General features: G+C 70.5%; 18 protein-coding genes. 5 read left to right on the forward strand and 13 right to left on the reverse strand.

Annotation, left to right across the window (positions count from 1 at the left end; translation table 11 throughout):
• Nucleotides 1-34 precede the first annotated feature (34 nt).
• From ACZ60T_RS15350 to ACZ60T_RS15370, 5 genes are all read right to left on the reverse strand, one after another.
• A complete protein-coding gene (locus ACZ60T_RS15350; protein ID WP_469666329.1) occupies nucleotides 35-1,957 on the reverse strand; it encodes a hypothetical protein in 1,923 nt (640 codons plus the stop codon).
• Between the two features lie 85 nt (nucleotides 1,958-2,042).
• Nucleotides 2,043-2,555: a tetratricopeptide repeat protein gene (locus tag ACZ60T_RS15355; protein WP_469666330.1), complete on the reverse strand. Its 513-nt coding sequence runs from the start codon at nucleotides 2,553-2,555 to the stop codon at nucleotides 2,043-2,045.
• Nucleotides 2,556-2,676: 121 nt separating this feature from the next.
• The gene (locus ACZ60T_RS15360) at nucleotides 2,677-3,678 is read right to left on the reverse strand and encodes an NAD-dependent epimerase/dehydratase family protein (RefSeq protein ID WP_469666331.1); all 1,002 of its coding nucleotides are present in this window, start codon (nucleotides 3,676-3,678) and stop codon (nucleotides 2,677-2,679) included.
• A 175-nt stretch (nucleotides 3,679-3,853) separates the two neighbouring features.
• A complete protein-coding gene (glnII, locus tag ACZ60T_RS15365) occupies nucleotides 3,854-4,882 on the reverse strand; it encodes a glutamine synthetase (RefSeq protein ID WP_365620009.1) in 1,029 nt (342 codons plus the stop codon).
• A gap of 157 nt (nucleotides 4,883-5,039) precedes the next feature.
• Complete coding sequence (locus ACZ60T_RS15370; RefSeq protein ID WP_469666332.1) at nucleotides 5,040-5,399, reverse strand: arsenate reductase family protein; 360 nt, start codon at nucleotides 5,397-5,399, stop codon at nucleotides 5,040-5,042.
• Between the two features lie 164 nt (nucleotides 5,400-5,563).
• On the opposite strand from ACZ60T_RS15370, the gene ACZ60T_RS15375 reads away from it, so the two are divergent.
• Nucleotides 5,564-5,875: a hypothetical protein gene (locus ACZ60T_RS15375; protein ID WP_365620015.1), complete on the forward strand. Its 312-nt coding sequence runs from the start codon at nucleotides 5,564-5,566 to the stop codon at nucleotides 5,873-5,875.
• Nucleotides 5,876-5,955: 80 nt separating this feature from the next.
• Here the strand turns inward: ACZ60T_RS15375 and ACZ60T_RS15380 are convergent, their stop codons facing one another.
• The 3 genes from ACZ60T_RS15380 to htpX form a co-directional block, all read right to left on the reverse strand.
• Nucleotides 5,956-6,582: a DUF1269 domain-containing protein gene (locus ACZ60T_RS15380; protein ID WP_469666333.1), complete on the reverse strand. Its 627-nt coding sequence runs from the start codon at nucleotides 6,580-6,582 to the stop codon at nucleotides 5,956-5,958.
• A 119-nt stretch (nucleotides 6,583-6,701) separates the two neighbouring features.
• On the reverse strand, nucleotides 6,702-7,286 hold the full coding sequence (gene pspAB, locus ACZ60T_RS15385; RefSeq protein WP_365620021.1) for a PspA-associated protein PspAB: 585 nt from the start codon (nucleotides 7,284-7,286) through the stop codon (nucleotides 6,702-6,704).
• A gap of 6 nt (nucleotides 7,287-7,292) precedes the next feature.
• The gene (gene htpX, locus ACZ60T_RS15390; protein ID WP_365620024.1) at nucleotides 7,293-8,216 is read right to left on the reverse strand and encodes a zinc metalloprotease HtpX; all 924 of its coding nucleotides are present in this window, start codon (nucleotides 8,214-8,216) and stop codon (nucleotides 7,293-7,295) included.
• Nucleotides 8,217-8,773: 557 nt separating this feature from the next.
• On the opposite strand from htpX, the gene ACZ60T_RS15395 reads away from it, so the two are divergent.
• From ACZ60T_RS15395 to ACZ60T_RS15405, 3 genes are all read left to right on the forward strand, one after another.
• Entirely contained in the window at nucleotides 8,774-12,472 is a 3,699-nt protein-coding gene (locus ACZ60T_RS15395; protein WP_469666334.1) for a LamG-like jellyroll fold domain-containing protein, read from the forward strand.
• Between the two features lie 215 nt (nucleotides 12,473-12,687).
• Nucleotides 12,688-19,092 carry an RHS repeat domain-containing protein gene (locus tag ACZ60T_RS15400; protein ID WP_469666335.1) on the forward strand — a complete coding sequence of 2,135 codons (6,405 nt, stop codon included), beginning with the start codon at nucleotides 12,688-12,690 and terminating at the stop codon, nucleotides 19,090-19,092.
• Between the two features lie 35 nt (nucleotides 19,093-19,127).
• The gene (locus ACZ60T_RS15405) at nucleotides 19,128-19,688 is read left to right on the forward strand and encodes a hypothetical protein (protein WP_469666336.1); all 561 of its coding nucleotides are present in this window, start codon (nucleotides 19,128-19,130) and stop codon (nucleotides 19,686-19,688) included.
• Nucleotides 19,689-19,737: 49 nt separating this feature from the next.
• On the opposite strand, the gene glnA is transcribed toward ACZ60T_RS15405, so the two are convergent.
• Entirely contained in the window at nucleotides 19,738-21,147 is a 1,410-nt protein-coding gene (gene glnA / locus ACZ60T_RS15410; RefSeq protein ID WP_365620036.1) for a type I glutamate--ammonia ligase, read from the reverse strand.
• A 214-nt stretch (nucleotides 21,148-21,361) separates the two neighbouring features.
• Here glnA and ACZ60T_RS15415 point away from each other — a divergent pair, with 214 nt between their 5' ends.
• Nucleotides 21,362-21,829, forward strand: a complete 468-nt coding sequence (locus tag ACZ60T_RS15415) for an RDD family protein (protein WP_365620039.1) — start codon at nucleotides 21,362-21,364, stop codon at nucleotides 21,827-21,829.
• Nucleotides 21,830-21,924: 95 nt separating this feature from the next.
• Here the strand turns inward: ACZ60T_RS15415 and ACZ60T_RS15420 are convergent, their stop codons facing one another.
• The 4 genes from ACZ60T_RS15420 to lipB form a co-directional block, all read right to left on the reverse strand.
• Nucleotides 21,925-22,626: a DUF4191 domain-containing protein gene (locus ACZ60T_RS15420; protein ID WP_365620042.1), complete on the reverse strand. Its 702-nt coding sequence runs from the start codon at nucleotides 22,624-22,626 to the stop codon at nucleotides 21,925-21,927.
• Nucleotides 22,627-22,698: 72 nt separating this feature from the next.
• Complete coding sequence (locus ACZ60T_RS15425) at nucleotides 22,699-22,896, reverse strand: SCO2195 family GlnR-regulated protein (RefSeq protein WP_252422089.1); 198 nt, start codon at nucleotides 22,894-22,896, stop codon at nucleotides 22,699-22,701.
• 271 nt (nucleotides 22,897-23,167) lie between these two features.
• The gene (gene lipA / locus ACZ60T_RS15430; protein WP_469666338.1) at nucleotides 23,168-24,121 is read right to left on the reverse strand and encodes a lipoyl synthase; all 954 of its coding nucleotides are present in this window, start codon (nucleotides 24,119-24,121) and stop codon (nucleotides 23,168-23,170) included.
• 142 nt (nucleotides 24,122-24,263) lie between these two features.
• Entirely contained in the window at nucleotides 24,264-25,061 is a 798-nt protein-coding gene (gene lipB / locus ACZ60T_RS15435) for a lipoyl(octanoyl) transferase LipB (protein ID WP_469666340.1), read from the reverse strand.
• Nucleotides 25,062-25,240 lie beyond the last annotated feature (179 nt).

The following is a 25,240-nucleotide window of genomic DNA, read 5'->3' on the forward strand; positions in this document are numbered from 1 at the left end:
GCCGTCGTGAAGGCCGCCACCGCCGTCCGTGAACTCAGCGCAGCCCGGCGACCGTCTTCCCGTTCGTCAGGGTTCCCGTCAACTCGGCCCGCGCGCCCTGCTCGGCCCGCACCGTCAGCAGCCTGCCGCGCGTCGAGCCGTTCACCCCGCCACTGGCCCGGATCGAGGCGGTGTCCGCACTGCCCGCGGCGAGCAGATACCAGTTCCCCACCGCCGACTTCCACAGCACACCCGCCAGCACCTGCGGATCCTTCGCGCCGCACGCGGGGACGTCCTCGGCCTGCGCGGTCACCGCTCCCTGCGGCGCGCCCGGCGGGAGGAACTGCGCGAGCACCCGCGGCTTGCCGCCCCGCCAGGTGTCCGCCCGCGTGCACACCCACGACGCGGTGACCGTGCCCCCCGGCAGCGTCTGCCGCGCGAACTCCCAGGCGTTCACGGTCCGTACGCCCTGCCCCCGCGCCGTCGCGAGCGAGCACGCGTACGGCGACCAGGTCTGGAGCGCCATCGCCCCGGACGCCTCCCGCGGCGCGCCCGGCCGCCCCACGGTCAGATGCGCGGGGGTCAGCTCGCCGAGGTCGGTCAGCAGCCGGGTGCCCGAACTGTCCGTCAGTTGAAGGACGTTCCACGTGTCGCAGGCACCGGTCTGCTGCGCCGGGCTCGCCAAGGGCGAGGTCACGCCGTCCGACGGACCCAGGTCCATCGTCCCGGACGCGGGCTTCCGCAGGTCCCGTTCGGCCGCCTTGGTCACCCAAGGGGCCGTCAGATAGCGGACGTTGGCGGCGGCACGGGTCAGGACCACCGCCTCCGCCTCGGCGCCGCCCGCCGCGTCGACCCGGGCGAGGTCGAGCGCGGCGGGGCCCTCGCCGTTCTTCGGCTCGGCGTAGCGCACCACCCGCAGACCGTCGTAGAAGAGCACGATCCGCGCGCCGTCGACCTCGCCCGCGTACAGCAGTTGCGGCGGTCCGGCCGGGCCGCCCGAGGGCGTGCCGGGCGTCGCCGAGAACCGGACGGCACCGCCCGGCCGCGCCCATACGGCGAGCGCGCGGCGCAGCAGACCGCTGTCACCGGTCAGGGTGCCGCGCGCGGGCCATACGGAGAAGTCGGTGCGGGCCGCCGTCTTCCACGCGGCGGGCGCCACCTTGGTCACCTGCGCCGGGTCCAGGGCGGCCTGGGCGGCCGGGTTCTGCGCGTACAAGGGGGCCGCCGCGCCGTCGGGGCCCCAGCCGTCGCCCGGCAGCACGAGCAGGGCGCCGGACACCGCGACGGCCGCCGCCGCGGCGAGCGCGGCCTTCGTGTGCTGCCGTCGCCGCATCAGATCGGTGGGCCGGGCGCGCAGCGCGCACGCGTCGAACTCGGGGGAGCCGAGCAGCGCGTCGTACGCCGGTACGCCCGCGGCCTCGCGGACGGCCGCCACCGAGTCCGCGACACCCGCCGCCGTCAGCACCTTGCGGACGCCGTCCTCGGACAGCCGCTCCAGTCCCCGCAGCACATAGGCGGCGCGGGCCGGGCCGGACAGCTCGGACAACTGCTGGTCCAGGGCGAGTTCACCGGCACCGCCCGAGCGCGGCACCAGCCGCAGGCCCCACACGCGGGGGAGCAGCGGCGGCAGGGAGAACCGCTTCGACCGACGGGAACCCCTACCCGACCGGTCGGCCCGCAGCGCCGCGCGCACCACCTGGAGGCGGACGAAGGAGTACCCCGGGTCGCCGTCGCGGGCCTCCCCGCCCCCGCTCTGCGCGGGGATCACGGGCGCGGAGGCGCGCCCGCGCGGCAGCGCTCGCTGTGTGAGCGCGTGCGCGGTCAGGACCCGGCGGTCGCGGCCGAGCCCCGAGGGGAGCGTCAGATAGGCGAGCCGGACGAGCCGTGGGTAGTGCTCGACGAGCGCGGCCTCGGCCTGCTTGACGTTGACGAGACGGGAGCGTGAAGGGGGGCGCGGGGCGACATGCTGTGGCTGCACGTTCAGCAGAACGAGCGAGGGCGGCGTTGGTCACCGGGACCGCGCGTGAAGCGGGACGCGCGCCCCCTGCGAACCGGGGACGGCGTCAGCCCTCGGGTACGACCAGCAGGCGCGCGTAGTTCGCCATCGACCGCTGATAGCGCGGCAGATGAGGAGCGAGCGCACCGAGGACGAGGGACAGCCCCTCGCGGTCCCGGCCCAGGCTCGACAGGCACAGGGCCAGACAGCCGCGTACGGCGTCGTCCAACTCGTCGGAGAGCGCGTCGAGTTCGAGGGTGAGCAGCGCGACGCCCTCTTCCGCGCGGCCGATGTTCCGCAGCGAGCTGGACAGTTGGATCTTCGCGCGGCGCCCCCGGTAGCCGTCGAGACCGCGCGCCAGCGCTTCCCGGTACAGCGGGACCGCCCGGTCCGAGTGGCCCGTGGAGTCCCAGGCGCAGGCCCGCTCGAAGGGGCCGACCGGGCTGTCCTCGGGCAGTTCGGCGACGAGCGCGTCGATCACCGCCCGGAACTCGGCCGCGGCCGACTCCGAGTCGTCGTCCGAGGCCTCGAAGGCCGCCCAGGCGGCGGCCGTACGCTCGTCCCAGTCCCCAGCACTCATGGCTCCCCCTCCGCTGTGGATCTTCGGCGAGGTCCACCTTCGCACGGGAGTGCCCTTCGGGGCGCGGGAATTCGGGCGGCCCGGCGGGGGTGACGGACAGGACCCCCGCCGGACCAGGCGGTCACAGCCCGAGGACCTTCGCCTCCACCGCGGGGTCGAGGCCCGGCGCGATCCGGCCGGGGCGCTCCCGCTGCGGCGGCTCCCCGTCCAGGCTCCGCATCCACGCCCAGGTGTCCCCTACGGTCTCCGCCACCGGGCGGCAGCTCAGTCCGTCCCGGACCGCGCGGGAGACGTCGATGCTGTGCAGGGCCGCCTCCTCCTCGCTGCCCGGCGGCACCCACACCGGCAACTGCGTCCACGGCTCGATCCCCGCGTCGAGGATCGTCTCCGGCGCCGTCCACCGCAGCTCCGCGTCGCTCCCGGTGGCCTTGACGCACTCCGCCAGCAGCGCGCCCATCGTGGTGTGCCCGCGCGGCGAGACCATGTTGTACGGCCCGCTCAGCTCCCGCTCCACCGCACCGAGCATCCACTCGGCGAGGTCGCGGGCGTCGATGTACTGAAGGGGCAGCTCCCGCGGCCCCGGCGCGAGGACCGGGCCGCCCCGCGCGATCCGGCTCAGCCACCACGGCAGCCGCCCGACGTTCTCGTACGGCCCGATGATCAACCCGCACCGCACGAACACCGAGCGGTCCGCGCCGAAGGCGTCCAGTACGGCCAGCTCGCCGCCGCGCTTGTCCCGGTAGTAGTCGATGGACTCCGCGTCCGGCGACCCCTCCACGAGGCGCGCGCTCTCGTCGTAGCCGGGCTCGGGCGCCCACTCGTACACCGAGCAGGTCGACACGTACACATAGCGCGCCACGCGCCCGGCCAGCAGCCGCGCGGAGTCACGGACGGCGCGCGGCTCCTGCGACCAGGTGTCGATGACGGCGTCCCACTCCTCTTCGGCCTCCGCGAGCGCCGCGAGACCGTCGGGCGCCGTACGGTCGCCCAGCAACGACCGTGCGCCGGACGGCACTTCATGCCGGCCTCGGTGGAAGACGGTCACCTCCCAGCCGCGCCCGAGCGCCGCCTCCACCACGTTCCGCCCCACGAACTCCGTACCACCCAGCACCAGAAGTCTCATACCGGCCACTGTTCCCTCGACGGGCCTGGGGCGGAAGGAGGTTCTGCCGACAGAGAAGTCGGGAACGACGGCGGCCCAGGACGGCGACCCAGGACGGCGCGGGACAGCGACCCGAGACAGCGCGAAGGGCGCCCACCAGCGGTGAGCGCCCTTCGCGCGGAAGAGAGGGGGAGGATCAGACCTGTCCGGCCTTCTCCAGCGCGGTGCAGCACGTGTCGGTGAGCAGACGCGTGACGACGTACGGGTCGACGTTGGCGTTCGGACGGCGGTCCTCGATGTAGCCCTTGCGGTCCCGCTCGACCTGCCACGGGATACGGACCGAGGCGCCGCGGTTGCCGGCGCCGTAGGAGTACTCGTCCCACGGGGCGGTCTCGTGCAGGCCCGTCAGCCGGTCGTCGATGCCCGCGCCGTAGTTCTTGACGTGGTCCATCGGCTTGGAGCCCTCACCGAGCGATTCGCACGCGGTGATGATCGCGTCGTAGCCCTCGCGCATCGCCTTGGTGGAGAAGTTGGTGTGCGCGCCCGCGCCGTTCCAGTCGCCCTTGACCGGCTTCGGGTCGAGGGTCGCGGAGACCTTGAAGTCCTCGGCGGTGCGGTACAGCAGCCAGCGGGCGACCCAGAGCTGGTCGGAGACCACCAGCGGGGACAGCGGACCGACCTGGAACTCCCACTGGCCCGGCATGACCTCGGCGTTGATGCCCGAGATACCGAGGCCCGCCTTCAGGCAGTTGTCCAGGTGCGCCTCGACGACGTCACGGCCGAAGATCTCGTCGGCGCCGACACCGCAGTAGTAGCCGCCCTGCGGGGCCGGGAAGCCGCCCTCGGGGAAGCCGAGCGGGCGCATGCCGTCGAAGAAGGTGTACTCCTGCTCGATGCCGAAGATCGGCTCCTGCGCGGCGAACCGCTCGGCGACCTCGGCCAGTTCGGCACGCGTGTTGGAGGCGTGCGGGGTCATGTCCGTGTTGAGGACCTCGCACAGCACCAGGATGTCGCCGCCACCGCGGATCGGGTCGGGACAGGTGAAGACCGGCCGGAGCACACAGTCCGAGTAGTGGCCCTCGGCCTGGTTCGTGGAGGAACCGTCGAAGCCCCACAGCGGAAGCTGCGCACCCTGGGCGTCGCCCGCCAGGATCTTCGTCTTGGAACGAAGCTTGGCCGTCGGTTCGGTGCCGTCGATCCAGATGTACTCGGCCTTGAAGGTCACAGGTCTCAATCCTTCGGGTGGGGTGCTGCCCGCAGCCTGCCAACCGGCGATTTCCCGACCATTGCCCGAATGTGAACCCCGTGTTACATGGGGCCGGTGTGCCCGGAATCACAGGGTGAACGAGACAGGGCCGCACAGGGCCGCACGAGGGCCGCGATCACCGGGACAGAGCGTCCCGCACCGCCTCCTCCGTACGCCCGACGACGGCCGTACCGTCGTCCGCGGTGATGATCGGCCGCTGGATCAGCCGAGGATGCTCGGCGAGCGCCCGCACCCAGCGGTCACGGGTCGCGGCGTCGCGCGCCCACTCCTTCATGCCGAGGTCCTTGGCGGCGTCCTCCTGGGTGCGGGTGATGTCCCACGGTTCGAGGGCGAGCCGGTCGAGTACGGCGCGGAGTTCGTCCTCGCTCGGTACGTCCTCCAGATAGCGGCGCACGGTGTACTCGGCACCCTCGGCGTCGAGCAGCGTGAGCGCGCTGCGGCACTTCGAACAGGCCGGATTGATCCAGATCTCCATGACCCCACACGGTAGCCGAAGCCCCTGCGCACGCCCTGGTCCCACGCTGCTCAACTCCCCTCTGGCCAGCGGCTTTTGTCAGTGGTCGGCAGTAAACTGGAAGCAGTGTTCGAGGGAGTTGCCGGGGTGTCCGGTGGCTCCCTGATCGCGACAGGAGGATGCCTGTGCCCGCTGCCGCAACCCAGCCGAAACCGACCCAGTCCACCGCCCGGCGACCGGTCCCGCTGGACCTGCCGTACGCGCCGGTGGCCAACAAGCGCCCGCTCCCGCCGGGACGGCCGCGCGACTGGTACATCACGCACAACCGGCGCCTCAAGGCGATGCGTCTCGCCATCGCCCTGCTCGACTCCGGGGTGTACGTGGCGAACCAGGCGCACAACGACACGATCCGGAGCACGGCGGAGCTGATCGGGATCCATCCGCCGTCGGACACGACGTGCCACATGGTGCGGGCGCTGATCCGCTACAGCCGCTGAGAGGCCGCTGAGAGCTACGACGCCGGGCGCGCCCGTGATTCAGGGGGCGCCCGGCGTCGGGCATGGCTTGCGGGACGGACTCAGGGGGTGGGCGCGCCGCCTCCGGTCTCGGGAGACCCAGGGGGCCGCGGGGCCTGCGGAGACGCAGGGGCCTGCGGAGTCTCAGTGCCCTGAGGGGACTCAGGGGCCGCCCCGGGCGCGGGGGCCGACGTACGCGCCGCCGCCGTCGCCTCCAACGCCTCGCGCAGCGCCTCCTCGTCCGCCGTGCTGAGCGACGTCTGTACGAGGTGGCCGCCGTACTCGGCGATCCGCGGGAACACCTTGTCATGCGCGGCCGTCTTGAACAGGGCGAAGAGCGCGGCGGCGCCCGGTCGCAGGTTGTGGCTCAGCTCGCGCATGAAGTTGTCGTTGATCCCCGTGTCGGTGAGCGCACCGCCCGCCGCACCGGCCGCAGCGCCCACCGCGGCCCCCAGTAGCGGCTGGAGGAACAGCAGCCCGATCACACCGCCCCACAGGGCACCGCCCGCCGCGCCGATGGCCGGGTTGCTGGTCGCCTGGTGCAGCTTGATCTTGCCGTCCTCGCGCCGCTCGACGACCACCGCGTCCTCCAGGTCGACGAGATGCTCCCGGGACAGCTCGAACAGCTTCTCGCGCACCTGGTTGGCCGTGGCGAGGTCGTTGTACGCGACGACGACGAGATTGCTCATCCCGGACCCCTTGCCTGCTGCGGTGCCGCGGCCGTGCTCGGTCGCCGCCACGGCGTTCGTACCCTTTCGTCCGACTCTAGGTCCCGGCAACAGCAGCCGCATGCGGGGAAGGGAAGGGCTCAGAGGCCGGGCGCGCCCCAGATCGGGAACCAGCGGCCGAGATCCTGCTCGATCCGCAGATCGTCGCCGAGCGCGGCCTTGATCTGGAGCTCCAGCGGGTTGTCGCGCCGTTCGCGCCGCCCGGGGACCGGCGCGAACGGGTACCAGGTCCCGCGCTTGTACAGATACACCAGACCGAGGCGCCGCCCGCCCGGGTCCACGAAACCGGCCACCGAGCACAGCAACTGCGGTCCGAAGCCGTTGATCTCCATCGCGCTGTTCACCGCGTGCAGATCGTTGACCAGGGCGGACAGTTGGTCGGGGGTGCGCTGTGAGATCAGCCAGGAGTAGCCGTAGTCGTCCCGCCGCAGTTCGACGGGCGGCCCCTCGCGGTCGCTGTCCGCGTCCAGGAGCGCCTGGACCTCGCGGTGGGTCTGGGCGAAGGCACCGCCCTCGACCGTGGCGAAGCAGACCGCGCCGTGGCCCGTCGGCGTGAACCCGACGGCGGCCTCCAGCGTGATCGCCGCCGAGGGCAGGGCGAAGAGCTGGTCGAGGTCGGGCGCGGTCGGTTTCGTCCGGCCGAGCAGGATGTCCAGGAACCCCATCGCCCCTCAGCCCGCCTTCCCCGGCCGGGCCGCCGCGCCCAGCTCGGCGGTGATGGTGGCGAGCTGCTCCAGGCGTTGCTCCAGCGTCGGGTGCGTGGAGAAGAGGCGGGACAGGCCCGGCTCGGCGCCGAAGGCGGGGGTGAAGTAGAAGGCGTTGAACGCCTGTGCCGTGCGCAGATCCTCCGAGGGGATACGGGCGATGTCCCCGGTGAGCTTCGTCAGCGCGGACGCCAGGGCCGAGGGGCGCCCGGTGAGATGGGCGGCGGCGCGGTCGGCGGCCAGCTCGCGGTACCGGGACAGGGCCCGGATCAGCAGGAAGCTGAGCGCGTAGACGGCCGCCGAGACGACCATCACGGCGGCCAGGACTGCGACGGTGTTCTGGTCTCTGCGCCCCCGCCCGCCGAAGAGCTGCGAGTAGAACGCGAACCGTACGAGCAGCCCGGCGATCACCCCGAGGAACGACGCCACGGTGATCACGGCGACGTCCTTGTGCGCCACGTGCGACAGCTCGTGCGCCAGCACGCCCTCCATCTCGTCGGGCTCCAGGCGGCGCATCAGCCCACGGGTCACACACACCACGGCGTGATCGGGGTTGCGCCCGGTCGCGAACGCGTTCGGCATGTCCATCTCGGAGACGGCGACGAGCGGCTTGGGCATGTCGGCGACGGCACAGAGCCGGTCGATCACGCCGTGCAACTGAGGTGCCTCCTCCCGTTGCACGACCCGCCCGTGCATGGCGTACAGCGCGATGCGGTCCGAGAACCAGTACTGGGCGCCGAGCATCGCCGCCGCGATCACGACGACCAGGACCCAGGACTTCAGCAACGCGATCAACGCGGCGATGAACGCCACGTACAACAGGCCGAGCAGAAACAGCGTGACCGACATCCGTACGGTCAGACGCCGATCACTCTGGAAGCGACTCCGCATCGTGCATCACCCCGCAGTTACCCCGGGTCCGGACCGGACGGTCCGGGCGCGCGTCTCGATTCCATTGTGCGCCCGGCGCCGCCCACGAACCGGTGGGGAACGGCTCCACAACGGGCAAAGAGTTCCCGACCCCGGCAGCAAGGAACGACGGAGCCCCGTCATACACACAGCGTGAAGACTGTTGCCGCACGGTAGTTGACGTTCACCTGCGAGCCACCCGCCCCTGGGTAACTGCTTCCGGTGGTATTCCGCGGCGCTGAATTCCGGCCCGCCCCAGTTCTCATTACGCCTCCGGGGACGGTTGGCGCGCTGTTCACTTATCCGCTTCCTGTTGGTCATGTGCCGCGACAAGAGCGCAGGAATTCATGGGGGCTGCATTTCGGGCGCCGGGGGGTGCTTACGGATCAATGCGGTCAGAGAAGCCATTGATCTTTCGGGAATCGCGGCTGTTATATGTGACCGCGTGCGTGGGCAAGGTGCCAGAAGTGGTCAGGAAGTGGGGGGTTGTTGTGCCGGTGATCGGCGGGCGGAGACGAAGACCTGAACGTGGGGCCCGGGTGGCGGCCCTCTTGACGGCGGTGGTGCTTCTCGGGCCGATGCCGTCCCCGGCACAGGCGGCGCCGGCCGCCGGGCCGACAGCGGCGTCCGGCACCTCTCCCGAACAGAGCGAAGCCGCGAGGGCCTTGGCGAAGGCCGAGGAGACGGGCGAGCGGGTGGAGGTGACGGGGGAGCGGTCGGAGGAAGCGACCGTCTACGCGAACCCCGACGGCTCGACCATGACGTTGGAGGAGTCGGCCGTCCCGGTCCGGGTGCGCACCGGGGACGGCGGCTGGCGGGCTCCGGACGCGACGCTGGCGCGCCGGGCGGACGGGACGGTGGCGCCGAAGGCGGCAGCGGTCGGGATGGAGTTCTCCGGTGGCGGGTCGAAGGATCCGCTGGTGCGGATCGACGACCACGGGCGGTCGCTGGAACTGGGCTGGCCGGGTGCGTTGCCGCAGCCGGAGGTGGACGGGACGACCGCCGTGTACCGCGACGTGCTCCCCGAGGTGGATCTGAACGTCATCGCGTCCACGGAGGGCTTCCGGACCGTCCTGGTGATCAGGACGCCGGAGGCCGCCGCGCAGCCGGAACTCCAGCGGATCGACTATTCCCTGCGGACGTCCGGCCTGAGTGTCGTGGAGAACAACAGCGGAGGCTTCAACGCTGTCGACCACAACGGTAATTGGGTGTTTCGTACTCCGAGGGCCCAGATGTGGGATTCGGCGGGTTCTTCCGGAACTGCCGAGTCGGCGGCGGGGAATGCCAAACACGCGGCCGCGCTCTCGGGCGCTTCCGCGGATGACGAGAGCGCTCGGAGTCCGGGAAGCGAGCCGGCGCCCGGTGACACGGTCAAGCCGATGAAGGTGACCGCCGACGACGATTCGCTCACTGTTGTGCCGGATTCCGGAATGCTCACCGACACGCGAGCCGAGCACTTCCCGCTCTACATCGACCCGCCGGTCTCCTGGGGCGAGGCGGAGCGCACCTTGCTGCGGTCGGACGGCTACGAGTCGTACGGGTGGGGGAACGGCTCCGACAACCGGGGCGAGGGCGTCGGCAAGTGCGGTTCGTGGAACGGCTATTACTGCGGCCCGGGGTACACACAGCGGCTGTACTTCGAGTTCGCGCCGGACAAGCTCAAGGGCAAGCACGTCCTGGACGCCACGTTCCGGGTGACCGAGCCATGGGCGTTCCAGTGCAGCCCGCGGTGGGTGCAGCTCTACCGGACCAACAACATCTCCGCCTCGACCACATGGGCCTCCCGGCCCGCGAACCTGGATCTGCTGGGGGACCGGAACGTGTCCGCGGGCCGCGGCTCGACCTGCGACCCGGACACCCCGGCGGCGCCGATCGAGTTCAACGACGACCCGAACGAGAGTTACGAGAACCTGACGCCGACGGTGTCGTCGTTCGCGGCAGGCAAGTTCTCCCGGCTGACGCTGATGCTGAAGGCGAAGGACGAGACGGATCCCTCCGCGTGGAAGAGGTTCCGCAACGACGCCACGCTCGCCGTGAAGTTCGTGGCGGTGCCGGACGTACCGACCAGCCCCCTGGCCGCGGGCTCCTGCGAGACCACCGAGTCCGACCCCGCGTGGATCTCGGACCCGACGCCGTCGTTCAGCGCCCGGCCGCAGACCGCCGCCGGCGGTGAGAGCGGGGCGCAGCTCAAGGCCCACTTCTATGTGCAGCAGAAGACCTCGTCGGGCTGGTCGGTCGTGGCGACGGAACCGATCCGCCCCTCCAGCGGTTACGTCGGCGACAACGCCGTGGTGACCGTGGACTCGCCGGTCACCCTGGCGCAGAACACCCCTTACCGCATGGCGGTGTTCAGCCGTTCCTACCCCGACAGCGGGAGCGCCCTGGAGAGTCACAGCACGGTGACGACCAAGGGCTGGTGCTACTTCGAGATCGACTCGACGCGGCCCAAGGCGCCGACGGTGACCACCCCCTCCGGCGCGCTGTACACGGTGTGCCCGGACGGCGGTGACGGGTGCGGCGCGGCCACCGGCGGCCCCGGTCTCGCGGGGCAGTTCACCTTCACCAAGAACTCCGCGGACAACAACATCGCCGCCTTCGAGTACAAGCTGGCCACCGACAAGGCGTGGACGAAGGTGTCGGCGACGGGTTCGGTCACCCGCTCGGTCAAACCGGCGCTGTCGGGCGTGCAGGTGCTGTCCGTACGCGCCGTGGACAGTGTGGGGACGGGACAGGCGGGGGAGACCGCGGCGGTCCGGTTCAACGTGGCCGAGGGTGAGGGCCCTTCGGGGCTGTGGCACTTCGACGACGCGTCCGCCGGATCCGCCACGACCACCGCGAAGGACACGGGCACGGCGCCCGGGACCCGGCACAACCTGACCCTGCGCGAGAGCGGCGCCGGCTGGTCGACGTTCTCCCGCACCGGCGACGGCGGGCGTTCGCTGTGGCTGAACGACACCGCCGACAGCGGCGCGCAGACCGGGTACGCGGAGACGTCGGGCCCGGTGGTGAACACCCAGTCCTCGTTCACCGTCTCGGCGTGGGCGTACCCGGCGGACAGCACGGCCTTCCGTACGGTGCTGTCGCAGACCGGCAGTGACAACCGGGGCTTCGAGCTGTACTACTCCCCGGGCAGCGGCAAGTGGGTGTTCCTGACGCACTGGTACGACAGCACCGGTGCGCGGAAGTACATCGGCGCCAATGCCGACGCCACCCCGGGGATCACGCTGAAGGCGTGGACGCATCTGGCCGGGGTGTACGACGCCGACGCGCACACCCTGAGCCTGTTCGTGAACGGGCGTCGCCAGGGCGCCCCGGTGCCGGTGCCCCAGGAGGGCTGGGCCACGGCCGTGAACGGCAACTTCCAGATCGGCCGCGCCGGTACCACCTCCGGCAGCTACAACAACTACTGGAAGGGCCGGGTCGACGAGGTCGCCGCCTACCAGACGGCGCTGCCGGACGCCGAGGTCGCCAAGGTGGCCAAGCTCCTCACCCCGGACGGGACCGCCCGCGCCGTGGAGATGGTCGCCGCCTGGCAGCCACAGGGCAGCACCGGCACCGCCGCCCTGGCGGACCCGCTCACCCCGTACGGACGCGGTCTGCAGCTCAACAGCGGGGCGAAGGTCACCGACGGCGCGATCGTGCTCGACGGGGTGGACGACTCGGTCACCACACCGGGCCCGGTGATCGACGACCGGGAGTCCTTCACGGTGACCACGGAGGTGGAGCTGGACGCCGCCGCGGTGGCGTCGAAGGCCGACGGCTACTCGGCCCAGATCCTCGGCCAGCGCACCGCGGACGGCTCGGCGTGGGGCCTGTGGTACCAGCGCACCGGTTCCGAGGAGTACGTCGACGAGGAGTCGGGCGAGCTGCGGACCCGGCCCGTCGGGTTCTGGCGGTTCGGGCGGCTCGGCGCCGACGGTTCGTTCACCGCGGTGGACTCGGACGAGGCGGCGTCGGACGGCGCGGTGCGCCTGACCGGCGTGTACGACGCCCAGGAGGGGACCATCAGCCTCTACCTGGACGCCACGCAGAACGGCGTGGACACCCCGTACACGGCGGTCATCGGCTCCGGTGACCTCGCGGGCGGCAAGGGCTTCGTGAACAAGACATGGGGCCACTACCTGCCGGGCCGGATCACGGACATCCGGATCTGGGCCGGTGCCGCCGGAAGCAGTGACCAGGTCGCGCGGATGGTCGGCGCGACGCAGGACGCGGCCGGTGACGAGGTGACCGGCTGACTCGACGGCCGGGAAGGGGCGGTGCCGTGTCCGCGGTACCGCCCGGCCGTGCGGGAACCACGGCCGTGGGTGTTCGTGTGTGCTCTTGACGGCCCTGAGGGGGGTTGTGCGTGTTCGGCAGACAGACGTCACGTCGACGACGTTGGCATGATCGTGTCAGATTACCGCTGGTCACGGCGGTGGCGGCCGCGGTGATCGGGGGAGGACTCACTCCGGTGGCGTGGGCGGCGGACCCGTCGTACGCGTGGAAGCCGTTGTGGGAGCGGAAGAGCGTTCCGACGCACGCGGTGACCGGGCTCGGCGCCGAGAAGGAACGGAACAAGGCCGCCGCCGCGCGCAAGAGGAACGAGGGGCAGGCTCGGGCCGCCCGTGCCGAGCAGAAGGTGACATGGCCGCGCGGCGGGGAAGGCCGCGTGAGCGTGGCCGCGGCGGGGAAGCGTGCCGCCACCGAGGTGGGCGGGCTGCCGGTGGCCTTGACGGCGGCCAAGTCGGCCAGGTCCGGCGCGAGTTCATCTGCACAGAAGGCCGTGCAGGTTGACGTCCTCGGCCATTCGGCGGCAACCGCCCTGGGGATCAAGGGCGTTCTGCTGTCGACGCGGGCCACCCAGGCGGGTGCGGCCGAAGTGACCGTCGACTACGGGCAGTTCGCCTCCGCCTACGGTGGTGGCTGGTCCGGTCGGCTGGGTCTGGTGCGGTTGCCGGAGTGCGCGCTGACGACTCCGCAGAAGGCCGAGTGCCGTACGGCCGCGGAGGTGGCGTCGGCCAACGACATCGCGGCGCGGACCGTCACCGGCACGGTGGCCCTGTCGGCCGCCACGCCCACGGTGCTGGCGCTGGCCGCGACCACCTCGGGTGAGTCCGCCTCCGGCGCGGGCACCTACGCGGCCACCCAGCTCGCTCCGTCGGCCACGTGGGAGGCCGGGGGCTCCTCCGGCGCCTTCACCTGGTCCTACCCCATGGCCGTCCCCCCGGCCACCGGGCCGGTCCCCCCGCTGACCCTCGACTACGACTCCGGGTCGGTGGACGGCAGGACGGCCTCCACGAACAACCAGTCGACGCAGATCGGTGAGGGCTTCGAGCTCTCGTCCACCTCCTACGTGGAGCGCACCTACGGGTCGTGCGACGACGACGGCCAGAAGGGCAAGTTCGACGAGTGCTGGAAGATCGACAACGCCAGCCTGGTGCTGAACGGCAAGGCGTCCGAGCTGGTCAAGGACGACACGACGGGCAAGTGGCGGCTGAAGAACGACGACGCGTCGACGGTGACGCTGTCGACCGGCGCGGACAACGAGGACGACAACGGTGAGTACTGGACGGTCACCACGGGGGACGGCACCCGGTACGTGTTCGGTCTGAACAAGCTGTCCGGCGCGAACACCGAGCGCACCAACTCCGTATGGACCGTACCGGTGTTCGGCGACGACCCCGGTGAACCCGGCTACGACCGGGGGAGTTCGTTCGCGGACCGTGCGCTGACCCAGGCCTGGCGGTGGAACCTCGACTACGTCGAGGACCCGCACGGCAACGCGATGTCGTACTGGTACGCCAAGGAGACCAACTCCTACGCCAAGAACGACGCGGACAAGGCCACGGCGTCCTATGTCCGCGGCGGGTACCTCGACAAGATCCTCTACGGTCAGCGGGCCGACGCCCTGTTCTCCGGAGTGACCTCCGGGAAGGTCGACTTCACGTACGCCGAGCGCTGCACGGCCTCGGACTGTTCGAAGCTGACGGACTCCACCGCGCCGAACTGGCCGGACGTTCCCTTCGACGCGGTCTGCGCCTCCGGTGCCGACTGTGATGCCACCGGTCCGTCGTTCTTCAGCCGCAAGCGGCTCACCCGGATCGACACATCGGTGTGGTCGGCGGACAGCGACTCCTTCTCCCCGGTGGACACCTGGGACCTGACCCAGCAGTTCCTGGACGGCGGGGACATCGGTGACACCACCGACCAGACCCTGACCCTCAAGAGCCTGAGACAGACCGGGAAGAACGCGGGTCCTGACGGGGCTCCGGCGACCGGCCTGAACCCGGTCACCTTCACCTACGACATGCGGCCCAACCGGGTGGACGGCGACCGTGACGACATCCTGCCGCTGACCCGGCCGCGCATCCGCACCGTCACCTCGGAGACGGGGGCCGTCACCGATGTCACGCTCTCCGGTCAGGAGTGCGTACGCGGCAGCGGCATGCCGAAGGCCGCGGACGACAACAACACGTCCTGCTACGCGCAGTACTGGCACATCAACGGCGCCGAGGACGCGTCGCTCGACTGGTTCCACAAGTACCGCGTCACCGACGTGGTCACCAGCGACCCGACCGGACACACCGCGACCCAGGAGAGCCACTACACCTACTCCGGTCCGGGCTGGCACTACAACGACTCGCCGTTCACCCCGGCCGACGAACGCACCTGGTCGATCTGGCGCGGCTACCGCACCGTCACGGTCACGCAGGGCTCCGGCTCCGACCAGTCCAAGGTCACGTCCGTCTATCTGCAGGGCATGGACGGCGACCGGCGCCTGAAGTCCGACGGCACACTCGACCCCGACGCCCGGCGCGGCGCGACCGTGCCCGGGACGGACGTCAGCGGCCTCGACGTGCCGGACCAGAAGGACAGCGAACCGTACGCGGGCTTCCTGCGCGAGCAGATCACCTACAACGGCGGCACCCCCGTGTCGGTGACGGTCAACGACCCCTGGTCGAAGCGAACGGCGACACAGCACAAGTCCTACGCCGACACCGAGGCGTACTACGTCCGCACCGGCAGGACGACGACCAGCACCTACCTGACAGCCACCGGAACCTGGCGCTCGACGGCCACCGCCACCACGTACGACGACTACGGCATGGCCACCAAGGTCGACACCACGGGCGACACCGCCAGGTCGGGCGACGAGACCTGCACCCGAACCTGGTACGCGCGCAACGACAGCCGGGGCATCAACTCCCTTGCCTCCCGCACCCGTACGGTGGGCCGGGCGTGCTCGGTCGCGGAGGCCGACCTGTCCCTGCCGGCCACCTCGGCGTCCGCGGGCGACGTGATCTCGGACACCGCGACCGTCTACGACAACGCGAGCGCCACGGCCTGGTCGGCGTCGCAGACCCCGACCAAGGGCGAGCCGACCTGGACGGGCCGCGCGTCCGCCTACCCCGCCACGGCGACCGGTGGTGAACGCGCGCCGTCGTCCTGGCAGACCGTCGGCAGGTCCACGTTCGACACCCTGGGCCGCGTGCTGACCGCCACGGACGCGGCAGGCGACACGACCACGACCACCTACACCCCCACCGGCACGGGCCCGGTCACCCGCACCCAGGTCAAGGACCCGAAGGGATACAGCACCTACACCTATACCGACCCCGGGCGCGGTCGGCCGACCAAGGTGTTCGACCCGAACAGCCGGACCACGGAGACGCAGTACGACGCCCTCGGCCGCACCACCGCCGTCTGGCTGCCCAACCGCAGCCACTCCGGGGGGCAGAGCGCGAGCTACGTCTTCGCGTACTCCGTCTCCAGCACCGCCCCCTCCTGGGCCTCCACCGGCACTCTCAAGGCCGACGGCACCACGTACTCCACCTCGTACGCCCTCTACGACTCGCTGCTGCGCCCCTTGCAGACGCAGTCGCCGGGCGCGACCAGCGGCCGGATCCTGACCGACACCCGCTACGACAGCCGGGGTCTCGCGTACGAGGCGTACGCGGACATCTACGACGCCGCGCAGCCGTCGGGGACGTACACGCAGGCCGAGTACGGCGAGGCCCCGAGCCTGACGAAGACGGGCTATGACGCCGCCGGGCGGCCGTCGACGACCACGTTCCTGGTGGGCGGGGTGCAGAAGTGGCAGACCACCACCACGTACACCGGTGACTCCACCGCGACCACGGCCGTCCCCGGCGGTTCGGCGACCCGTACCGTCATCGACGCCCTCGGCCGCACGGTCGAGAACCGCCAGTACGCGAGCACCTCGCCCGCGGACACCGAGTACGGATCCGGGGTGGGCGCCGCACACACCGGCACCCGCTACACCTACACACCCGGCGGCAGACAGAAGACGGTCACCGGCCCGGACGGCGCGGGGTGGTCGTACACCTACGACCTCTTCGGCCGTCAGGTCTCCGCGAGCGACCCGGACAAGGGCACCACGACCACCGGATACACGGCCCTCGACCAGGTGGCCTGGGCGAAGGCGGCCACCGGCAAGGCGGTGGTCAACGGGTACGACGTGCTCGGCCGGGTCACCGACACCTGGAAGGCGGCGGCGGGCGCCGACCTCACCGACTCCGCCGCGCTCGCCGCGCAGAAGACGGACGCGAACAAGCTCACCCACCTCACCTATGACACCGTGGCCTCAGGGAAGGGCCGACTCGCCTCCTCCACCCGGTATGTGGGCGGTGTCACGGGCAAGGCGTACACCAAGAGCGTCACCGCGTACGACAGCCGCTACAACGTCACCGGATCCAGCATCACGCTGCCGTCCGACGACGCGCTGGTGACCTCCGGTGCCGTCGCCGCGAAGCTGGACTTCACCGCCTCCTACAACATCGACGGCACGCTCGACCGGACCACCGAACCGGCGGCCGGCGGTCTGGCGGCGGAGATCGTGGAGGTCGGCTACTCCGACCGGGGCCTTGCCACCACCCTCACCGGTGGCGGCAAGGGGATCGTCCTGAACACCACGTACACGGACCTGTCCCAGGTGTCCACGATGAAGCTGGGCGTCTCGGACGCCACGGGCACCGCCAAGATCGACGTCGCCAACGGCTGGGAGGACGGCACCCACCGGCTGACCCAGACGCAGGTCCACGCGTCGACACAGGCGTACGACGCGTTGAACCTGCACTACGGCTACGACACGGCGGGCAACGTCACCAGGATCTCCGACACCACGACCCTGGGCGGGACCGGCAAGGCGGACACCCAGTGCTTCGCCTACGACGGCTACCAGCGGCTGACCGAGGCGTGGACCCCGGCCGACGCCGACTGCGCGGAAGCGGGCCGTACCACCCTCAATCTCGGCGGCGCCGCCCCGTACTGGAGCAGCTACACCTACAACGCCGGTGGCCAGCGGTCCACCGAGACCACCCACGCCGTCGGCGGCACGACGACCACGACGACGTACTGCTACCAGGGAGGCACCAGCCGGCCGCACACCCTGCTCACCACCGTCACGACGGGCACCTGCACCGGCGCGAGCGCGACCTACGCCTACGACACGGACGGCAACACGACCAAGCGCCCCGACGGCAGCACGACACAGAAGCTGGACTGGAACGAAGAAGGCAAGCTGTCCCGGCTGACGGCGGACCCGAGCGGGTCGGCGCGCGCCACGGACTACGTCTACGGCGCCGACGGCAACCTCCTCATCCGCCGCGGCACCGCCGCCGACGGTGAGACCGTCCTGTACCTGGGGTCGACCGAGGTCCACCTCAAGGCGGGCAAGAAGTGGGCCGACCGCTACTACAGCTACGCCGGTTCCACCGTCGCCCTGCGCAGCAACCAGACCGGCACGGACCAGATCACCTACCTGTGCGGTGACCAGCACGGCACCAGCACCACCGCCATCACCTCCGACACCACCCAGGCCCTGACCAAGCGCTATCTCTCCCCCTTCGGCGCCGACCGGGGCGGCAGCACGGCGAGTTGGGCGGACGACAAGGGATTCCTCGGCAAGAGCACGGACAACGACACCGGACTCACCCATGTCGACGCCCGTGAATACGACGCGGGAATCGGCCAGTTCATCAGTGTCGACCCGCTCCTTCAGACCGACATCCCGCAGACCCTCAACGGTTACGGCTACGGCGCCCAGAACCCGGTGACCAGGGCCGACCCCAGTGGCATGGGCCTGATGTGCGGTCGGCCCGGCGAACCCGACTGTCCCACGCGGGCCGACGGGACCCGGGGCAACGGCCGACCCGGAGAAGCGGCGAAGCCCAGGGTCGCGTGCCCGAGTCTGATCAATCCGAGTTGCCCCGAGTACCAGGGCGGCGGCAGCAGCAAGGCGTCGGGCAAGGGGCGCGGCGGCGGCACGGGGGGCGGGGTCGCGCCGTCTCCCTCGCCCGGTCCGCCGCCGGCGGCGCCGCCCAACTCGTGCTGCACCAAGTCCCCGGGCCGCAACCCCGGACCCGCCGACCTGACGGACCCCAAGTCCGCCAACTGGAACAACGGGGCCAACCTCCTGGCCTATACCTACTGGCTGGTCAACAGTTCCAGCAACTGTGAGCGAGGAGCGGAGCAGGTGATCTGTTACAACGGCTCGCCTGCCGGTAAACGGCCCATAACGGTGGGGGACGTGCTGTTCTGGCCGAGAAGCAAGGAGGCCCTCCAGACCAGGCTCGACAACGAGAAGCTCGCCCGAGAGGAGATCGAACTAGAGGCGGGGAAGGAGACCGCGGAGCAGTACGGTCCGAACCTCCTCAAGCACGAAGCCGTCCACTCCAAGCAGTGGGCCCGTTACGACAACGCGCAGAACTACATCGTGGACTACGTCCGTGAGTCGTACTCCTCGAAGCGGGAGTGGGGTGACGCGGCGGTGAGCAACAAGTTCGAGGTGGACGCCAACATCTGGTGGGGCGGCTATGTCCGCTGGCAGGTACCGCGTCTGGACCCTGTCCCATGAGAGCCGGAAACATGAGAACCGGACAGCGGAGTCCGATGCCTGAGCGCAGGCGGGGACGGCTCGGCCGTACCTCGGTCGCCGTGGCGGGTCTGCTGACGCTGGGTCTCGGCACCGTCGGCTGCTCGCCGGCCCCCGAGCCGATCGTCGCGGTCGAGGCGGTCGGGAAGGGCGGGGTGCGGATACTGACGATGACCTGTTCGGAGTTCTCCCCGGACAACTTCGGTGTCTACCGTGAGGGCGGCCCCGACGAACTCCAGCGGTGGGCCGTCGGCCCGCGCGGCTGGAACGGGCCGGCACCGAGCGCGGTGGAGGTGTTCCAGATACCGGAGGGATGGGAGACCTACGATTCGAACATCCACAGTCTCCAGCCGGATGCGACCTACGCGGCCTCCGTCGACGGCGGCGTCAACGGATGGGGTATCTCGGGCGAGGTCCAGTTCGACCTGGGACGCCTGGCGGAACTGGGCAAGGGCGAGGTGCTGACGGAGAACGAGGACAACGAGACGGTCTCCATCAGCAAGAAGGACTTCCTCGCCCAGGCCAACGGCCACTGCCAGGACCTCGTCGAGAGAAGGGCGGCCCCGCGTCCCACGTGACGTGGAGGTGGTGTGCCCCTGTGGTCGAGGGGCACACCACCTGGGCGGATCACACGTCGAAGTACAGCTCGAACTCGTGCGGGTGCGGGCGGAGTTGGAGCGGCGCGATCTCGTTGGCGCGCTTGTAGTCGATCCACGTCTCGATCAGGTCGGGCGTGAACACATCGCCCTGGAGCAGGAATTCGTGGTCGGACTCCAGCCGGTCGAGCACGGCGTCGAGCGAGGTCGGGACCTGCGGGACGCCCGCGTGCTCCTCGGGGGCCAGCTCGTAGAGGTCCTTGTCGATCGGCTCGGCGGGCTCGATCTTGTTCTTGACGCCGTCGAGCCCGGCCAGCAGCAGCGCCGAGAACGCCAGATACGGGTTGCCGGAGGCGTCCGGGGCGCGGAACTCCACGCGCTTGGCCTTCGGGTTGGAGCCCGTGATCGGGATACGCATCGCGGCGGAGCGGTTGCGCTGCGAGTACACCAGGTTCACCGGGGCCTCGAAGCCCGGCACCAGCCGGTGGTAGGAGTTCACCGTCGGGTTGGTGAAGGCCAGCAGTGACGGAGCGTGCTTGAGGATGCCGCCGATGTAGTAGCGGGCCATGTCCGACAGCCCCGCGTAACCGGACTCGTCGTAGAACAGCGGGTCGCCGTTGCTCCACAGCGACTGGTGCACATGCATGCCCGAGCCGTTGTCGCCGAAGATCGGCTTCGGCATGAACGTCGCCGTCTTGCCGTTGCGCCAGGCGACGTTCTTCACGAGGTACTTGAAGAGCTGGAGGTCGTCGGCAGCGGCGAGCAGCGTGTTGAACTTGTAGTTGATCTCGGCCTGCCCGGCGGTGCCCACCTCGTGGTGCTGGCGCTCGACCTTCAGGCCCGCCCGGTCCAGCTCCAGGGAGATCTCGGCGCGCAGGTCGGCGAAGTGGTCGACCGGCGGGACCGGGAAGTAGCCGCCCTTGTAGCGGACCTTGTACCCGCGGTTGTCCTCCAGCGCCCCGGTGTTCCAGGCACCGGCCTCCGAGTCGATGTGGTAGAAGGACTCGTTCTCGGCGGTCTTGAAGCGGACGCTGTCGAACACGTAGAACTCGGCCTCGGGGCCGAAGTACGCGGTGTCGGCGATCCCGGTGGAGGCGAGATAGGCCTCCGCCTTGCGCGCCACGTTGCGCGGGTCACGGGAGTACTGCTCGCCCGTGATCGGGTCGTGGATGAAGAAGTTGATGTTCAGGGTCTTGTCGCGGCGGAAGGGGTCGACCCGGGAGGTCGACAGGTCCGCGCGCAGCGCCATGTCGGACTCGTGGATGGCCTGGAAGCCACGGATCGAGGAGCCGTCGAAGGCGAGCTCTTCGTCCGGGTCGAACGCCTCCACCGGCACCGTGAAGTGCTGCATCACACCCGGCAGGTCGCAGAAGCGGACATCGATGAACTTGACGTCCTCGTCCGCGATGAACTTCTTGGCCTCGTCGGCGTTCTGGAACATCCGGCTCCTCCTACTCCCGGCCCTGACCGGCCGGGTCGGTAGACAGTTCGTGCGGCAGTGTTCGTACGGCAGAAGCGAGTGGCACACGCTGGGGCCGACGATAGGGAGGGGTGATTTCTCCAGCGTGACCCGATTGTTTCTCTCAGGTTAACCAGCCCCTTCCCTCGCGACCCGCGTGTACGGCCCCCGAATCGGGCGCATGTACCGTGGACGGGTGGACAACAGGCAAGCAATCGGATCGTGGCTCTCCGGCCCCCGCGCGGCCATGGAAGAGGCCGGGGCCGACTTCGGATACCGGGGCGAGCAGCTCGGTCTGCCGGAGGAGGGGCCGGGCTCGATCGCCCGACCCGGCCGCCGGATCGGTGCCCTCGCCGTGGACTGGGGCCTGTGCCTCCTGATCGCGTACGGCCTGATCGCCGACAGCTACCACGACGCGGCCCAGGTCTGGGCGCCCCTGACCCTCTTCGTCCTGATGGTGCTCACCGTCGGGTCCCTCGGGTTCACGCCGGGCAAGCGGCTGTTCGGCCTGCGGGTGGTCGCGCTGGGCACCGGCCGCGTCAACCCGCTGCGCGCCCTGCTGCGGACGGTCCTGCTGTTCCTCGCGGTGCCCGCGCTGGTCTGGGACCGTGACGGCAGGGGCCTGCACGACCGGCTGGCGGGCACGGTCGAGGTCAGGATCTGACGCCGCGCCCCCAGCGCACGCACATACGCCGATGGGCCGTCCTGGATCTGAGGTTCCAGGACGGCCCATCGGCGTACGCATCGGAATCAGCCGGTCTAGCGGCCCTTCGGTCCGCCTCGCGGCATCCGCATCCCCTTGGGGAGCGGGCCCTTCGGCAACGGCATGTTGGTCAGCAGGTCACCCAGGGCGCGCAGCCGGTCGTTGGTGGCGGTCACCTGCGGGCCGGTCAGCACCCGGGGGTACTTCAGCATCGTCGTACGGAGCTTCTTCAGCGAGGTCTGGCCCTCGCCCGTGCCGACGATCACGTCGTGCACCGGCACGTCCGCGACGATGCGCGCCATCTTCTTCTTCTCGGCGGCCAGCAGGCTCTTGACCCGGTTCGGGTTGCCCTCGGCGACCAGCACGATGCCGGCCTTGCCGACGGCGCGGTGCACCACGTCCTGGCTGCGGTTCATGGCGACCGCGGGGGTCGTCGTCCAGCCGCGGCCGATGTTGTCCAGGACCGCCGCCGCGGCACCTGGCTGACCTTCCATCTGCCCGAAGGCGGCACGCTCGGCCCGGCGTCCGAAGACGATCGCCGTCGCGAGGAAGGCGAGCAGGAGGCCCAGGATGCCGAGATAGATGGGGTGACCGATCAAGAAGCCGATCGCGAGGAAGACACCGAGGGTGACGATTCCGACCGCCGCGAGTACAAGACCGATCTTGGGGTCGGCCTTGCGGGTCATCTTGTAGGTCAGGGCGATCTGCTTCAGTCGCCCCGCTTCAGCAGCGTCCGCTGCGGTTTCCTTCCTCGCCATGCCACGAAGTCTACGTGGCCCGGGAACCGTCTTCGACGGCAGTGCCGGATCTTCGCGGGAAGGGAGCGGCGGTCACGCGTGCGGTGCGGCGGCGTCGAGAACGCGCTGTGCCTCGACGCGGTCCTTGGCACGGCGGCGGTCCTCCAGGACGGAGGTCCAGGCGTTCTGGCGGGCGGTCCGCTGGCCGCCTCCCAGCAGGAGCGACTCGATGGCACGGAGTGCACCCGCGAAGGACGGGATCGCGGTGGCTCGAATGGGCGCGGCCTGCATGACGGGGGTCCCCCCTCGGATCGGCGGCTGTGGGCCGGAACGGCGCGTACGACCAGGCTCACGGTTCGGTGTTACCAGGGCGTGACCGACCGGTCAAACGCTGATGAAGCCTTGATACGGGGGACGAAACGCCTGACGCGGCCCTGACGGGGTCCCTCGACTGCGGGGACCGTCAGAGCCGCGTCAGGCGGCGTCTACTCGACGGTAATCACTTGTGAGTGAATTCACGGAGCCATCCGAGTGGCACGGAGTGCCAGCCTCGCGGGAGCGGTCAGACGGTGCTCGACTCGCGCTGCTCCATCGCCATCCGGTACAGGCGCCCGGCGCGGTACGAGGAGCGCACCAGCGGGCCGGACATGACGCCCGAGAAGCCGATCCGCTCGGCCTCCTCCTTAAGCTCCACGAACTCCTGCGGCTTGACCCAGCGCTCCACGGGGTGGTGGCGCACGCTCGGGCGCAGGTACTGCGTGATCGTGATCAGCTCGCAGCCCGCCTCATGGAGCTGGCGCAGCGCCTCCACGACCTCCTCGCGGGTCTCGCCCATGCCGAGGATCAGGTTCGACTTGGTCACGAGGCCGTAGTCGCGGGCGGCCGTGATGACCTTCAGCGAGCGCTCGTAGCGGAAGCCGGGGCGGATGCGCTTGAAGATCCGCGGGACCGTCTCGACGTTGTGCGCGAAGACCTCGGGCCGGGAGGCGAAGACCTCTTCGAGCTGCTCGGGGATCGCGTTGAAGTCGGGGGCGAGGAGTTCGACCTTGGTGTGGCCGCCCTCGCGCGCGGCGGTCTGCTGGTGGATCTGCCGGACCGTCTCGGCGTACAGCCAGGCCCCGCCGTCCGCCAGGTCGTCCCGGGCGACACCCGTGATCGTGGCGTAGTTCAGGTCCATGGTGACCACGGACTCGCCCACGCGGCGCGGCTCGTCTCGGTCGAGCGCCTCGGGCTTGCCGGTGTCGATCTGGCAGAAGTCGCAGCGGCGGGTGCACTGGTCGCCGCCGATGAGGAAGGTGGCCTCGCGGTCCTCCCAGCACTCGTAGATGTTCGGGCAGCCGGCTTCCTGGCACACCGTGTGCAGCCCCTCGCCCTTCACGAGGTTCTGCATCTTCGTGTACTCGGGACCCATCTTCGCCCGGGTCTTGATCCACTCGGGCTTGCGCTCGATGGGGGTCTGGCTGTTGCGGACCTCCAGGCGCAGCATCTTGCGTCCGTCGGGTGCGACTGCGGACACGTCGGCTCCCTGTAGCTTCGATTCGTCGGCGTACTTCAGGGTACGCCCTGGGCAATTCTCGGCCCGGCGTGTGAGCAACCTTCGAAGGCGGGGGTGTATTCCCCGCCTTCCGTCCGCTCGCGGCCAGGGTGCGGCGGCGTCGCTACGCGGATGCCTTCTCGGTCTCCCGCGGCTTCGGCTCGGCGCTCTCCATCACGTCCCGCAGATGCCGTTCCGCCACCGGGACCACCTCGGCGATCGTCACGTCGCGGCCCAGCTCGCTCGCCAGGGACGTGACGCCCGCGTCCCGGATCCCGCACGGGATGATCCGGTCGAACCAGGTGGTGTCGGGGTTCACGTTCAGCGCGAAGCCGTGCATCGTGACGCCCTTGGCGACCCGGATGCCGATCTGGGCGAGCTTGCGGTCCTCGCGGCGCTGACCGGCGTTGGAGGGGGCGTACTCCGGGCCGTTCAGCCGCGGGTCGAACTCCTCGTCCGTCAGGCGCGGGTCGAAGTCCAGGGAGAGGCCGCCGAGGGCGGGGCGCTGCTCCATCGGGTCCCCGAGCACCCACACGCCGCTGCGGCCCTCCACGCGCGTCGTCTCCAGGCCGAACTCCGCGCACGTGCGGATCAGGGCCTCCTCGATACGGCGGACATGGGCGACGACGTCGACCGGGCGCGGGAGCTTCTGGATGGGGTAGCCGACGAGCTGACCCGGGCCGTGCCAGGTGATCTTGCCGCCGCGGTCCACGTCGATGACCGGGGTGCCGTCCAGGGGGCGCTCGTCGTCCGCGGTGCGCCGGCCGGCCGTGTAGACCGGGGGGTGCTCCAGAAGCAGGCAGGTGTCGGGGATCTCGTCGGCGAAGCGGGCGGCGTGCACCCGGCGCTGCTCGTCCCAGGCCTGCTGGTACTCGACGGCCTCCGCCCCGAACCCCATGCGGACGAATCGGAACTCACCCACGGACGTGCCTCCCTAGACGTTCGTAAGGCGCGAAAGGCGCCCACGCCACTGTACGTCCCGCCGGGGCGCGCGATTCCGGTCGCACCCGTCAGCCGGACAGCTAATCCTCACACGATCGGATGAATAGGCCCGGAAGGCCGCAATCGGTTGCTCACTCTCCGCTACATTCACGCCGTCCA

The organism is Streptomyces sp. NPDC104371, assembly GCF_055583785.1.

What these genes read in the sequence shown, in the direction of transcription:
- ACZ60T_RS15355 (WP_469666330.1), bottom strand. Translation starts at nt 2,555, where the DNA reads ATGAGTGCTGGGGACTGGGACGAGCGTACGGCCGCCGCCTGGGCGGCC.
- ACZ60T_RS15360 (WP_469666331.1), bottom strand. Translation starts at nt 3,678, where the DNA reads ATGAGACTTCTGGTGCTGGGTGGTACGGAGTTCGTGGGGCGGAACGTG.
- ACZ60T_RS15370 (WP_469666332.1), bottom strand. Translation starts at nt 5,399, where the DNA reads ATGGAGATCTGGATCAATCCGGCCTGTTCGAAGTGCCGCAGCGCGCTC.
- ACZ60T_RS15380 (WP_469666333.1), bottom strand. Translation starts at nt 6,582, where the DNA reads ATGAGCAATCTCGTCGTCGTCGCGTACAACGACCTCGCCACGGCCAAC.
- pspAB (WP_365620021.1), bottom strand. Translation starts at nt 7,286, where the DNA reads ATGGGGTTCCTGGACATCCTGCTCGGCCGGACGAAACCGACCGCGCCC.
- htpX (WP_365620024.1), bottom strand. Translation starts at nt 8,216, where the DNA reads ATGCGGAGTCGCTTCCAGAGTGATCGGCGTCTGACCGTACGGATGTCG.
- ACZ60T_RS15405 (WP_469666336.1), top strand. Translation starts at nt 19,128, where the DNA reads ATGCCTGAGCGCAGGCGGGGACGGCTCGGCCGTACCTCGGTCGCCGTG.
- glnA (WP_365620036.1), bottom strand. Translation starts at nt 21,147, where the DNA reads ATGTTCCAGAACGCCGACGAGGCCAAGAAGTTCATCGCGGACGAGGAC.
- ACZ60T_RS15420 (WP_365620042.1), bottom strand. Translation starts at nt 22,626, where the DNA reads ATGGCGAGGAAGGAAACCGCAGCGGACGCTGCTGAAGCGGGGCGACTG.
- ACZ60T_RS15425 (WP_252422089.1), bottom strand. Translation starts at nt 22,896, where the DNA reads ATGCAGGCCGCGCCCATTCGAGCCACCGCGATCCCGTCCTTCGCGGGT.